This is a genomic window from Streptomyces sp. BBFR102, assembly GCF_051397025.1.
Lineage (GTDB): Bacteria > Actinomycetota > Actinomycetes > Streptomycetales > Streptomycetaceae > Streptomyces.
Genome location: NZ_CP195757.1, coordinates 2,191,512 through 2,203,475, shown reverse-complemented (window position 1 = coordinate 2,203,475; position 11,964 = coordinate 2,191,512). Strand labels below are relative to the sequence as shown.

Here is an 11,964-nt window from a genome sequence, read left to right as displayed (position 1 = left end):
GCAGGCCGAGTCCGAGGCCGAGATGGCGACCGAAGTCCTCACCGGCCACGCCCCCGCCGGCACGGATCTCGCCGAACGCCCCGACCCGGCCGACCCCGGCCGCCTCCTGCTCGGCCCGCTCCACCGGCACGCCGCCGCCGGCTTCCACCTCGACGCGGTGGCGCGGACCCTCTTCGTCCGCCCGACCCTGGCCGCCGCCAGGCTCGCCGCCTTCCTCGACCGCGAGGTCGTCGACACGTACGTCCGCGCGAGCGCTGCCGTCCCCAAGCTGCTCGGCACCGCCGTCCGCAAGAGCCAGACCGGCAACGCGCAGACCTACCTCACCGTGCTCCTCGCCGGTGCTCTCGTCCTGGCGGTCGCCGCCGTCCTCGTCACCGCCGCCGGAGCGTGAGAGCCGTGCCCGATATCAGCGAACCCGTGCTCCAACTGCTCCTCGCCGCCACCGTCGCCGGCCCGCTCGTCGGCGCTGCCGCCGCCCTACTGCCCGCCCCGCCCGGCCTCAAGGGCAAGAGCCCCGACCAGGCCGTACTGCGCCACGGCGTCGTCGTCACCGGCGCGATCCTGCTGATCACCCTCGCCCTCGCCGCCGGGTTCGACCACAGCCGACCGTCGGTGATGCAGGCCGGCACCGACATCAGTTGGATTCCCGCCCTCGGTATCCGCCTCCACCTGGGCGTCGACGGGATCTCCCTCCCGCTGCTCGTCCTCACCGCGCTCCTCACCTTCCTCTGCGCGCTCTACAGCTACTTCCGGCCCCCCACCGGGGCCTCCCCGAAGGCGTTCGTCGCGCTGCTGCTCCTGCTGGAGACCGGCACGCTCGCCACCTTCGCCGTCCTCGACCTGATCCTGTTCTTCCTGGCCTTCGAGACGGTCCTCATCCCCATGTACTTCCTCATCGCCCGCTGGGGCGGTGCCGCCCGCGAGCAGGCGGCCGGGAAGTTCATCGTCTACACCCTCCTCGGCTCCGTGATCATGCTGCTCGGCCTGCTCCTCATCGGGCTGAAGGCAGGCACGTTCGACATGGTGGCGCTCGCCGCGGACGGCGGCTCGTCACTCTCCGTAACTGTACAGGTTCTCGCCGTCATCGCGGTAGGGCTCGGCCTCGCCGTGAAATCCCCGATGTGGCCGCTGCACAGCTGGCTCCCCGACGCGCACACCGCCGCGCCCACCGTCGGCTCGGTCCTCCTCGCCGGCGTCCTGCTGAAGATGGGTACTTACGGGTTCGTCCGCATCCTGCTGCCCGCCACCCCCGACGGCCTCCACACCCTCGCCCCCTACCTGGGCGCCTTCGCCGCCGTCGGCATCGTCTACGGCTCGCTGGTCTGTCTCTCCCTGGTCCGCGAGGGCGGCAAGGGCGACCTCAAGCGCCTCATCGCGTACTCCTCCGTCGGCCACATGGGCTTCGTCCTGCTCGGCATCGCCACCATGACGCCCACCGGCGTCAACGGCGCCCTCTTCGCCAACGTCGCCCACGGCCTCATCACCGGCCTGCTCTTCTTCCTCGTCGGCGCCGTCAAGGACCGCACCGGCTCGACCGACATCGACGCCCTCGCCGGAGTCGCCGGAGCCGCCCTCTACGGCCGCGCCCCGCGCCTGGGCGCCCTCCTCGCCTTCGCCGCCGTCGCCTCGCTCGGCCTGCCGGGACTCGCCGGGTTCTGGGGCGAGATGCTCGCCATGTTCGGCGCCTTCGAACCCGCCGCCGGACTCAGCCGCCCCGCCTTCCTCGTCTACCTGGCCCTCGCCGGACTCGGCACCCTGCTCACCGCCGCGTACCTGCTCCTCGTGGTCCGCCGGACCTGCATGGGCGCCGTCCCCGAAGGCGCCCCGCCGCTCACCGACGTCCGGGGGCACGAAGCCGCCACCTGGACCCCGCTCGTCGCCCTGACCGTCCTCGCCGGAGTCTGGCCCGCAGTCCTGCTCGGCCTGACCGACCCCGCCGTGCAGAAGCTTCTCGCAGGAGGCGCCTCATGACCGCGCCGGCCATGGCCGCCCTCGCCCACCCCGCGCTCGCCGCCCAGGCGCAGTCCGTGGACTGGCCGGCGATCACCCCGCCCACCCTGACGGCGGTGCTCGCCCTCGCCGTCCTCGTCGCCGACCTGTTCCTGCCCGAGCGCCGCAAACCACTCCTCGGAGTGATCACGCTCGTCGGACTCGCCGCCGCCCTGCTCACCCTGCTGCCCCTGATCGGCGAGGACCGCGCCACCTTCTGCGTCGCCGACGCGGCGGGCGGCGCGTGCAGCTACACCGCCGACGGCTTCACCCTCGTGGTCCAGCTCCTGGTCCTCGGCGGCGCGCTGCTCACCGCCGTGCTCTCGCTGGCCACCGTCCGCGACGACCGGCTCCCCGCCGGCGAGTACTGGTTCCTCCTGCTGGCCTCTGCCGCCGGAGCCGCCCTGCTGCCCGCCTCCCGCGACCTCGCCACCCTCGTCATCGCCCTTGAGGTGGCCTCCCTGCCCGCCTTCGCCCTGGTCGGTCTGCGCCGCGGAGAGCGCCGCTCCGCCGAGGCGGCCCTCAAGTTCTTCCTCTCCTCGGTCGCCGCCACGGCCGTCACCCTCCTCGGCGTCAGCTTCGTCTACGCCGTCACCGGCACGCTCCACCTCACCGAGATCGCCGGCCGCCTCCCCGACGCCGACCCGGAGCTCCACACGCTCGCCCAGGCCGGTGTCGCCCTCACCCTCGTCGGCTTCGCCTTCAAGACCGCCGCCGCCCCCTTCCACTTCTGGGTCCCCGACACCTACACCGGCGCCCCGGTCCCGGTGGCCGGATACCTCTCGGTGGTCGGCAAGACCGTCGGCCTGACCGGCATCGCCCTCGTCACCGTCCTCGCCTTCCCCTCCTACGGCGAGGTCTGGGGCCCGCTGCTAGCCGTCCTCGCCGCCGTCACCATGACCGCGGGCAACACCGCCGCCCTGCGCCAGCGCCCCGGCCGCCGCCACAGCGCGGTACGCCTGCTCGCCTGGTCCTCCGTCGGCCAGGCCGGCTACCTCCTGGTGCCGCTGGCCGCCGCCGCGTACACCGGCACCCCGGACGAGGCCGTCGGCGCCACCCTCGCGTACGCCCTCATGTACGCCGCCGTGAACCTCGGCGCCTTCGCCGTCGTCGCCCTCGTCGCCCGCGCCCGGCCGGCCGGCCGCCTCACCGACCACCGCGCGCTGTACGCCACCCATCCGGCGCACGCCCTCGCCCTCGGCTTCTTCCTGCTCTGCCTGGCCGGGCTGCCGCCGGGCGTGATCGGCCTCTTCGCCAAGGTCGCCGTCTTCTCGGCCGCCGTCGACGCCGGGCTCGGCTGGCTCGCCGTCGTGATGGCCCTCAACGTGGTCGTCGCCCTCGTCTACTACCTGCGCTGGACCGCCCTGCTCTTCCGGCCCGCCGCCGCCGGCGCCGGCCTGCCGCGCGCCGCACCCCGGCCGCTCACCGCCGCCGTGGCCCTCGCCGCCCTCATCGGCGTCGCCCTTTCCGGCGCCCCGCAGCTGATCCTCCGATTCACCGCCACCGGCCTCTTCTGACCGGCCCCCCGGGTACGGGCCGTCCGGCCCCTTGAGCCCGGACGGCCGGGAACTGGTGCCGCCCGGCTCGCGTTGACCAGGCAGGAAGGGTCCACTGGGTGGAGAAGGAACGCACCCGGTCCCCAAGGGCTCCCCTGTCGCACCATCCTGGAGGGCGTACCGTGCACCGCCGGCACAACGGGCTGAAGACCGCCGTACTCCTCGGGGGCCTGTCCGCGCTCATCCTCGTCATCGGCAGCTTCTTCGGCCGGACGGGGCTGGTCGTCGCGCTCCTGGTCGCGCTCGGCACCAACGCCTACGCGTACTGGAACAGCGACAAACTGGCCCTGCGCGCCATGCGGGCCCGGCCGGTCAGCGAGTTCGAGGCGCCCCAGCTCTACCGCATGGTCCGCGACCTGTCGACGCAGGCCCGCCAGCCCATGCCCCGCCTGTACATCTCCCCCACCGAGGCCCCCAACGCCTTCGCCACCGGCCGCAACCCGCGCAACGCCGCGGTCTGCTGCACCGACGGCATCCTCCGCATCCTCGACGAGCGCGAACTGCGCGGCGTCATCGGCCACGAGCTCAGCCACGTCTACAACCGCGACATCCTCATCTCCTCGGTTGCCGGAGCCCTCGCCTCCGTGATCATGTTCCTGGTCAACTTCGCCTGGCTGATCCCCTTCGGCCGCTCCGACAACGACGAGGGCCCCGGCCTCTTCGGCATGCTCCTGATCATGCTGCTCGGCCCGCTCGCCGCCTCCGTCATCCAACTCGCCATCAGCCGCTCCCGCGAGTACGAGGCCGACGCCTCCGGCGCGCAGCTGACCGGAGACCCCCTGGCGCTCGCCTCCGCCCTGCGTAAGCTGGACGCCGGCACGAAGCGGCTGCCGCTCCCTCCGGAACCCCGCATCGAGACGGCCAGTCACATGATGATCGCCAATCCCTTCCGCCCCGGGGAAAGTATGGCGAAGATGTTCTCGACGCATCCGCCGATGGCGGAGCGCATCGCCCGACTCGAACAGATGGCAGGCCGTCGTTGAAGACCCTTCTGAACATCATCTGGCTGCTCCTGAGCGGCTTCTGGCTCTTCCTCGGGTACCTGCTCGCCGGAGTGCTGCTCTGCATCACGATCATCGGCATCCCGTTCGGCATCGCCGCGTTCCGGATCGGCGTCTACGCCCTCTGGCCCTTCGGCTACTCCGCCGTCGAGCGGCGCGACGCGGGCGCCCCGTCCTGCGTGGGTAACGTGCTGTGGCTGCTCCTGGCCGGCTGGTGGCTGGCGCTCGGCCACATCGTCACCGGCATCGCCCTGTGCGTCTCGATCATCGGTATCCCGCTGGGCATCGCCAACTTCAAGCTGATCCCCGTCTCACTGACGCCGCTGGGCCGCGAGATCGTCCCCACCGACCAGCCCTTCGCCGCCCGCTGACGCCGCAGGGCAACCACGCGTCGCCCGGGCACGTCCTTCTCTGCGGACGGCGTCCGGGCGCATGGAGAACGACTACCCGCACGGGGGACCGCGGTGTGCCGCGGAGGGGCCTGCGGTGAAGATCCCCGACATGTACCCGCCCGACGCATGAACATGTTTGCGAGAGGCAGGATCACCGCATGGGCATCATCAGCTGGATCATTCTCGGCCTGCTGGCCGGAGCAATCGCGAAGATCATCCTTCCCGGGCGCGACCCGGGCGGCCTCATCGGCACCATCCTCATCGGCGTCGCCGGAGCCTTCATCGGTGGCTGGATATCAAGCCACTTCCTGGACCGCCCCATCGCCAACGAGTTCTTCGACGCCGCCACCTGGGTCTCCGCGATCGGCGGTTCCCTGGTGCTGCTCGTCGCCTACCGCCTGCTCTTCGGCCACTCCCGGCGCTGACCGCGGGCGGCCGCCCCTGACCCGGGGCGGCCGCCGAGGTGTCCGTACGCCGTTCCGCCCTGCGGGTCAGCGGTAGTTGACGTACTGCAGCGCGAAGTCGAAGTCCTGGTTCTTCAGCAGGGCCTGCACGGCCTGGAGGTCGTCCCGGCTCTTGGAGCTGACGCGCAGCTCGTCACCCTGCACCTGCGCCTTGACGCCCTTGGGCCCCTCGTCGCGGATGAGCTTGGCGACCTTCTTGGCGTTCTCCTGCGAGATGCCTTCCTGGATGGAGGCGAAGAGCTTGTACTCCTTGCCCGAGAGCTGCGGCTCCCCGGCGTCCAGGGCCTTCAGCGAGATCCCCCGCTTGATGAGCTTGGACTGGAAGACGTCGAGGATGGCGTTGACCCGCTCCTCGGAGTTGGCCTCCATCAGGATCTTCTCGCCGGACCAGGCGATCGACGCCCCGACGTTCCTGAAGTCGTAACGCTGCGAGATCTCCTTGGCGGCCTGGTTGAGGGCGTTGTCGACCTCCTGCCGCTCGACCTTCGAGACGATGTCGAAACTGGAGTCGGCCATGTCCTGTGGCTCCTTGAATCGGTGGTGTGCTGTCAGCGGTCGGGCAGAGAGGCGGCCGGGGTCCGCCCCGGCCGCACCCGCAAAGACTAGCCACCACCGCCACCCCCGGACCGCGAAGAACCGAGTGGCGGACCACCCCCGGGCATCAGGTATCGTTTACGTCGTTGCCACGGAGCGCCGCCGAAAAGCGGGGCTGCGAGGCGGCATCCCAGGCGGTGTGCCCGAGCGGCCAAAGGGAGCAGACTGTAAATCTGCCGGCTCAGCCTTCCCAGGTTCGAATCCTGGCGCCGCCACACTGGGTGGAGATCCCCTCCGACCTCGCTTAACAGCAGGTCGGAGGGGATCTTTCGTTTCTGGGGGCGCCCCTGCGGAGCGCTTGGCCTGTCTCACCGCGTACCGCTTCGATCCCAGCAGTGATCACCCCGTCTTCCCCAGGCGTTCCCCAGCTACTCGGGCTCGTTCCAGTCCCGCATGGCCTCCTCGATCCGCCGGTTGGCGCGCTCCTGCGTTCGGGCGAGAACCTTGGCGTAGACCCGGAGGAGCACCGCCACGGAGTGGCCGGCGCGACGCGCGCACTCCATCGGGTCTACACCGGAACTCAGCCAGAACGAGACGCCCGCGTGACGAAGGTCATAGGGGCGACGGGCGAGGAGCGACGCCGCCTCCGGCTCCGTGAGCGCGGACTGTCGGGCCGCCGCCCAGACCTCGCCGTAGCCGGTCTCCTGGAGCAGGCCGCCACGGTTCGTCCGGAAGAGGCGACCGTCCGGGGCCGTGCCGTGGACGGCGACGTGCTGGCGAAGCTGGCGGACGAAGTGCGGCGGGATCGGGACCGGCCGCGAGTCCTTCTCCGCCCGCGCCTTCAGGTGCCGGGCCTCGTGCGCCGAGCCGTCGTTCGTCCAGTCCCGGCCGGCGCGCACGGCGCCCTTCCGGAGGGTGAGGGTGCCCCAGCCGGACTCGGGCAGGTGGCACTGGGCGAGCGTGAGCGCCGTGGCCTCGGCCGGTCGCATGGCCGCGTAGTAAAGGCAGCCGAAGAACGCCTCCAGGTGAGCCCCGCGCAGCCCCTGCTCGCGGACCGCGCGGAGGAGGGCGCGGACCTGCCGGGGGTTGGCCACGCTGTCCGGGTCGACCTCTTCGACGGACTTCGGCGGCGTCCACTTCACCGTGGTGATGGGGTTCACCGGGACGGTGAAGTACTTCTCCTCCACCGCCAGGCCGAGCACCTCGCTGAGGCAGGCGCGCTTCCGGCGGGCCGTCCTCGGCGCGGCCGGCGTGCCGTCCAGCTTCAGGCTGAGGGCGTCGAGGGCGGCCCGGACGGTCTTGGCCTCCTCCAGCTCCGAGACGGGCAGGGAGTTCTTCTCCACCCAGGCCAGGGCCGCCGCGATCTCCTCCGGGGGCTTGAGCTCCCACCTGTTCCTGTTGTACGCCCAGCCGTAGAGCGCCGCCCGGAGGAGCGCGGCGTCGGGACGGCCCTTGGCGGGCTTCAGCAGGGCCGGGGTGATGGTGGCGAGGGCGTCGGCGTAGTTCTTGCGGGACTTGGCCGGGGCCGCCGCCCACTTGCGGTCGATGTACGCGCGGGTGTGCTGGTACCAGGTGACCGAACCCCGTTGGGCGCGCAGCTCGGAGACGGGCAGCCCGGTGTCCCTGTCGAACTGCTCGCCTTTACGGGCGGCGGTCATCAGCTCCGAGCGCCGCCCATCGGCCTGAGCGCGCAGGGTGTAACTCTTCGAGTGCTTCCGGTCCCCGACCAGCCAGTGCAGGCGGTACGGCTTCGGACGGTCCTTGCGCGTCTCGATCGAGTACACGCGTACGTCGTACGTGAGCACGGTTCTCCTCATGAGGCCGGGGCCCGCGAGCGGCGTGCTCGCGGGCCCCGGTGGGTGGTGGGTTGGTCAGGCGGCCTGGTCGATTTCGTTGCTCTCCAGCCAGGCGTCGAGGTCGGCTCGGCGGCAACGGAGCTGGCCGTTGGGGAGCTTGACGAGGCGGGGGGCGTGGCCCCGGGCGCGCATGCGGTAGAAGGCGGCGCGGCTCATGCCGAGTTCGGCGAGGACTTCGGGGAGCTTGAGGAGGGTGGGGCGGGCAGCCATGGGTTCCTCCGTGCTGGGTCTTCGGTCTCAGAAGTGCCGTTACATCGGTTACATCGGTTACACCGCAGGTCAGGGGCATGTTTTCTGTAACCGATAGCCGGGGTGTAACCGATAGGTTCGGTTACGCCCCGGCAGAGGGACGGGGCTTGTAACCGTTCGCGTTACGGTTACGTCGGGTTCTGCGGTTACGTTGTTTTGCCTGGTCAGAGGCCCGCGAGGGCGGGTGTAACCGATGTAACCGATGTTTCGGGGGTGGGGGGCTCCGGGGGCGCCGGGCAGTAGCGGTTCCAGGCGTCGGTGAGGTCGTCGCGGGTGTATCCCTTGACGGGCTGTCCGCTGATCCGCAGGGTGCGCGGGGAGATGGGCCGCCCGGCGGCGGTGACGTACTCCTTGAGCATCTTGGAGAGGGCGCGGGCGGTGAGCGGCCGGCCGTCGAGGTCGCCCCAGGGGGACTCCTCCAGGGCGTTGAGGATGCTGAGAATCTCGACGCTGGAGACGCTGTCCTGGGTGCCGAAGACGGCGTCGCGCAGGTCGGTGAGGAGCTTGACGCCGATGGAGGCGCGGTCGTCCAGGGTTACGGCGTTGACGAGTTCGACGCAGGCGTCGCGGGCGCGCTCGGGCCAGTGGCCGCCGGCGGCGTCGGCAACAGCGAGGAGGGGCTCCCACACGTCGGCGGGGCGGTCGGTGATGCCATCGGGCATGTCGGGCCAGGCGCCGTCGATCTGAGGGCGGACGATGTCGGCCCAGGTGGCGAGGCGCTTGCGCAGCTCGTTGCCCTGGGGCTCGTGGATGCGGGCCCGGAAGGGCTCGACGGTCTCGGTGCGGGCCCGGCGCCGCATGCGGATGATCACTGAGCGGGCGAGGATCGTGTCGGGGAGGGAGCCGAGTCCGCCCATGGCGACGGCGCAGTAGGAGGGGAAGGCGACGACGGTCTGCTGTCCGCCGTCACCGACGCAGCGGTAGGAGACGCCGCTGCGTCGGTGGCCGGCGTTGAGGAGGCCGCGCAGGTCTTCGTTGTCCTTGGCCTTGGGGCCGAAGACGGTGTCGATCTCATCGAAGAGGATCGTAGGTCGCCCGTTGTCGTCGGCGACGGCCCGGAAGAGGGCGGCGGGCGAGGCGTTGACCGCGTGCATGGGGTGGGGGACCAGGGTGGAGCAGGTCTCCAGGGCGCGGGTCTTGCCGGAGCCGGGCTCGGGGGAGAGGAAGGCGAGCCGCGGGGTGGAGTCGAAGGAGTCCAGCAGGTGGGTGTGGGCGTTCCACAGGACGACGGCGACGTACGCGGCCTCGCTGGGGAAGGCGCTGAAGCGGCGGATGAACGTCTCCACGTCGTCCAGCAGCGTGGCGCCGTCGGTGGGCGGGGGCTGGGTGGCGTCGGTCATGCTGCGGTCCTCCCGGTCGAGGGGGCGGCGGGGTTGATGAAGGGGCAGTCGGTGCGGTGCTGTTCGTGGTCGGCGATCAGCGCGAGGGCGCGCTGTTGTCCGGCGGCGAAGATGTCGCGTCCGCAGGCGCACTGGCTGCGGACGGTGGGGGTGGTGCGGTTGGGCGGGGCGGTGATGGTGAGCCAGGCGACGGGGTGACGCTGGTCTGCCGGGCGCGGGTCAGGGCGAGGAGCAGAACGGACGCCTTCGGCGGCGTCTTTCGCCGCTGCCCTCGCCGCGCTGGCCGGGCCCGGTTCGGCGGGGTGGGGGCCGGTGGGGGTGCTGAGGCTTTTCAGGTGGGGGGTCATGCGGCGCTCCGGGGGCGTGCGGTGCGGATGGACCAGTCCAGGGCGCTGCGGATCGTCGTGGTCACCTCGGTCGGAGGGAGGCCGGCGGCCTCACCCGCTGCCTGAAAAGCCGTTTCGACGTGGGTGCGGTCGAGGTCGCCCCAGGCCACGAACCGTCCGACCGCCCGCACGCAGGCGAGCAGGGTGGCGTTGCGCGAACCCTTGCCCGCCTGCCGGGCCTTGGCTGTCTCGCGGTCGAGGACGACCGTGGCCAGGCGGCCCCCGGCGCGGGGCAGGGGGACGACCGGGGCGAGCGTGTCCGGGCGGGGGTGGGGTGGGGCGAGTCGTTCGAGGAGCCAGCCGGGCAGGGGCCGGATCAGGGCCGGGCCCTGCACCCGGTAGGCGTGTCCGTTGATGACGGAGCCGGGGGCGAGGACGTAGCCGCCGTGGGCCCGGGTGTCGATGAGCGGCCCGAGGGCACCGGCGGTGTTCCGCAGGCGGGTGCCGTCGGGGGCGGAGAAGTACAGGTGCGTGCCCCCGGAGGCGGTCCGGACGGTGCGGGTGGTGGGGACGGGCTGTCCAGCGTGCTCGCAGAGCGCCAGGAGGTTGGCCGCGCCGTCAGGCGCGTCCGTCTCGCTCTTGGGCTTGTCCAGGTCGACCACGACCAGCCGGGCGGGCCCCGTGGCCAGGCCGATGTTCCAGTCGCCGGTCGTCCAGGCGGAGCGGATGCGGTCCGGGTCGGTGGTGGCCCGGTGCTCCCAGGTGACGTGACCGCTGGCGCAGGCGCCGGTGTGGGGGCAGCGGGTCTCGGGGTGGAGGGCGGGGCGCTTGCCGCCGGGGCGGAGGGGGAAGACGGGCCAGCCGCGTTCGGCCGTCGCCAGGGCGGCGGTCAGGAGAATGTTCATGCGGCGGTCTCCGTCCGGGTGTGGTGGGTGAGGTACTGGGTGGCGATCCAGTGGGTGTAGGCGGGTGGGACGGCCTGGCGGGCTTCGAGGTTGGTCATCCAGGTGCAGCCCATGGCGTCGGCGTAGGCGCGTTCGCCCTTGTGCGCGAAGGCGAGGAGGCGGGGGTGGTGCCAGCAGGGCGGCAGGAGGTCTCCGCCGCCGTGCCAGGAGGTCTCGAAGCTGCGGTGGCGGCGGACGTTGAGGCCGAACTGGGAGCCGCACAGCAGGTAGTCGGGGCGCAGTGGGGCTTCGGGGACGTTCTCGATGACCCAGGGCAGGCCGGTGGCGGTCAGGAGGTCGCGGCCGGGGGTGAGGAGGTCGGGGTGGTTCTCGCGGGTGCCGCGCCAGGCGGTGACGCGGGCGAAGTGCTGGCAGGGCCAGGAGGCGTGGACCAGGTCGAAGGTGTGGATGCGGCCGGTGGTGATGAGGTCGGCCAGGTAGGTGAGGGCGTCGGCCTGGTGGAAGGTGAAGGGGTAGTTCGGCTGGGGGTTGAGGTCGACGCCGGTGACGTCGAACCCGGCGAGGTGGTAGCCCATGGACAGGCCGCCGGCGCCGCAGCACAGGTCCAGCACCCGGGGAGCCCTGCGGTCCAGGGGGATGACGGTGGCGTTCACGCGGCCACCTCCGCCGGGGTGGTGAGGTGGGTGAGGGCGTGGTGGCCGATCCACTGGGTGTAGGCCGGGGGGATGCACTCGCGGATGCCGTCGCGGTTCATCCACGGCACACCCATCACGCGGCGGGCCAGGTCGACGCCGGAGAAGTTGCCGACGAACTGCCCGAAGTACCCGGGCGGGACCGGGCGGCCCATTTTCGCCTGCGGCACCACGTGCGCCGGGTGGTTGAGCTGGTGCAGGGTGAGGCCGCCGCCGGTCTCGAAGTACCGGTGCCGGTACGTCTGCACGCCGAACATCGGCCCGCACAGCATCACCGGCTGCTCCAGCTTCGGCACGGCGCCGCGCACGTTCTCCAGCACCCACGGCCGGCCGCTGGCCTGAAGGGCGGTGCGGGTGGGGGCGATGAGGTCGGGGTGGGTACGGCCCTGGATGCGCTGGCAGTCGCTGTCGTGCTGGCACGGCGGCGAGGCGTGGATGACGTCGAACTCCGCCCCGTGCGCCAGGACGAACGCGACCGCTTCTGCCTGGACGAACGTGTACGGGTAGCGGGGCTGCGGGCGGATGTCGACGCCGGTCACTTCGAACCCGGCATCCGCGTAGCCCTTCGCGGCGCCGCCCTGGCAGCAGAACAGGTCGAGCAGCCGCGGCTTAAGGCTGGTTCGCAGCAGGGTGTCAGTGGCGTGGTGCATGCTGATGTTC

At 71.8% G+C, this 11,964-nt stretch carries 13 protein-coding genes, 1 tRNA gene and 1 pseudogene; 7 read left to right on the top strand and 8 right to left on the bottom strand.

What is annotated here, in order from left to right; translation table 11 throughout:
- Positions 1-37 precede the first annotated feature (37 nt).
- The 6 genes and pseudogenes from ACSLIC_RS09970 to ACSLIC_RS09945 form a co-directional block, all read left to right on the top strand.
- Positions 38-391, top strand: a pseudogene (locus ACSLIC_RS09970) (NADH-quinone oxidoreductase subunit L); the annotation flags it as partial.
- A gap of 5 nt (positions 392-396) precedes the next feature.
- Positions 397-1,971: a complex I subunit 4 family protein gene (locus tag ACSLIC_RS09965; RefSeq protein WP_436737321.1), complete on the top strand. Its 1,575-nt coding sequence runs from the start codon at positions 397-399 to the stop codon at positions 1,969-1,971.
- Entirely contained in the window at positions 1,968-3,506 is a 1,539-nt protein-coding gene (locus ACSLIC_RS09960; protein ID WP_436737320.1) for an NADH-quinone oxidoreductase subunit N, read from the top strand. The genes ACSLIC_RS09965 and ACSLIC_RS09960 overlap by 4 nt, the downstream gene beginning before the upstream one ends.
- Positions 3,507-3,667: 161 nt before the next feature.
- The gene (htpX, locus tag ACSLIC_RS09955) at positions 3,668-4,528 is read left to right on the top strand and encodes a zinc metalloprotease HtpX (RefSeq protein WP_436737319.1); all 861 of its coding nucleotides are present in this window, start codon (positions 3,668-3,670) and stop codon (positions 4,526-4,528) included.
- Positions 4,525-4,917 (top strand): YccF domain-containing protein, encoded by a 393-nt coding sequence (locus tag ACSLIC_RS09950; RefSeq protein ID WP_436737318.1) that lies wholly within the window; start codon positions 4,525-4,527, stop codon positions 4,915-4,917. The genes htpX and ACSLIC_RS09950 overlap by 4 nt, the downstream gene beginning before the upstream one ends.
- A 179-nt stretch (positions 4,918-5,096) precedes the next feature.
- Positions 5,097-5,363, top strand: a complete 267-nt coding sequence (locus ACSLIC_RS09945) for a GlsB/YeaQ/YmgE family stress response membrane protein (protein WP_436737317.1) — start codon at positions 5,097-5,099, stop codon at positions 5,361-5,363.
- Positions 5,364-5,429: 66 nt separating this feature from the next.
- Here ACSLIC_RS09945 and ACSLIC_RS09940 read toward each other — a convergent pair whose 3' ends face one another.
- The gene (locus ACSLIC_RS09940; RefSeq protein ID WP_003948676.1) at positions 5,430-5,918 is read right to left on the bottom strand and encodes a YajQ family cyclic di-GMP-binding protein; all 489 of its coding nucleotides are present in this window, start codon (positions 5,916-5,918) and stop codon (positions 5,430-5,432) included.
- A 211-nt stretch (positions 5,919-6,129) separates the two neighbouring features.
- On the opposite strand from ACSLIC_RS09940, the gene ACSLIC_RS09935 reads away from it, so the two are divergent.
- Positions 6,130-6,211, top strand: a tRNA-Tyr gene (locus ACSLIC_RS09935).
- 153 nt (positions 6,212-6,364) lie between these two features.
- Here the strand turns inward: ACSLIC_RS09935 and ACSLIC_RS09930 are convergent.
- The 7 genes from ACSLIC_RS09930 to ACSLIC_RS09900 form a co-directional block, all read right to left on the bottom strand.
- The gene (locus ACSLIC_RS09930) at positions 6,365-7,753 is read right to left on the bottom strand and encodes a tyrosine-type recombinase/integrase (protein WP_436737316.1); all 1,389 of its coding nucleotides are present in this window, start codon (positions 7,751-7,753) and stop codon (positions 6,365-6,367) included.
- A gap of 54 nt (positions 7,754-7,807) precedes the next feature.
- Positions 7,808-8,002: a helix-turn-helix transcriptional regulator gene (locus ACSLIC_RS09925; protein WP_129828726.1), complete on the bottom strand. Its 195-nt coding sequence runs from the start codon at positions 8,000-8,002 to the stop codon at positions 7,808-7,810.
- 203 nt (positions 8,003-8,205) lie between these two features.
- Complete coding sequence (locus tag ACSLIC_RS09920) at positions 8,206-9,381, bottom strand: DUF3631 domain-containing protein (protein WP_436737315.1); 1,176 nt, start codon at positions 9,379-9,381, stop codon at positions 8,206-8,208.
- Positions 9,378-9,728, bottom strand: a complete 351-nt coding sequence (locus tag ACSLIC_RS09915) for a hypothetical protein (protein ID WP_436737314.1) — start codon at positions 9,726-9,728, stop codon at positions 9,378-9,380. The genes ACSLIC_RS09920 and ACSLIC_RS09915 overlap by 4 nt, the downstream gene beginning before the upstream one ends.
- Positions 9,725-10,612 carry a bifunctional DNA primase/polymerase gene (locus ACSLIC_RS09910; protein ID WP_436737313.1) on the bottom strand — a complete coding sequence of 296 codons (888 nt, stop codon included), beginning with the start codon at positions 10,610-10,612 and terminating at the stop codon, positions 9,725-9,727. Before ACSLIC_RS09910 ends, ACSLIC_RS09915 begins: the two co-directional genes overlap by 4 nt.
- Positions 10,609-11,265, bottom strand: coding sequence for a DNA cytosine methyltransferase (locus ACSLIC_RS09905; protein ID WP_436737312.1), 657 nt, complete (start codon positions 11,263-11,265; stop codon positions 10,609-10,611). The genes ACSLIC_RS09910 and ACSLIC_RS09905 overlap by 4 nt, the downstream gene beginning before the upstream one ends.
- Positions 11,262-11,954: an SAM-dependent methyltransferase gene (locus tag ACSLIC_RS09900; protein ID WP_436737311.1), complete on the bottom strand. Its 693-nt coding sequence runs from the start codon at positions 11,952-11,954 to the stop codon at positions 11,262-11,264. Before ACSLIC_RS09900 ends, ACSLIC_RS09905 begins: the two co-directional genes overlap by 4 nt.
- Positions 11,955-11,964 lie beyond the last annotated feature (10 nt).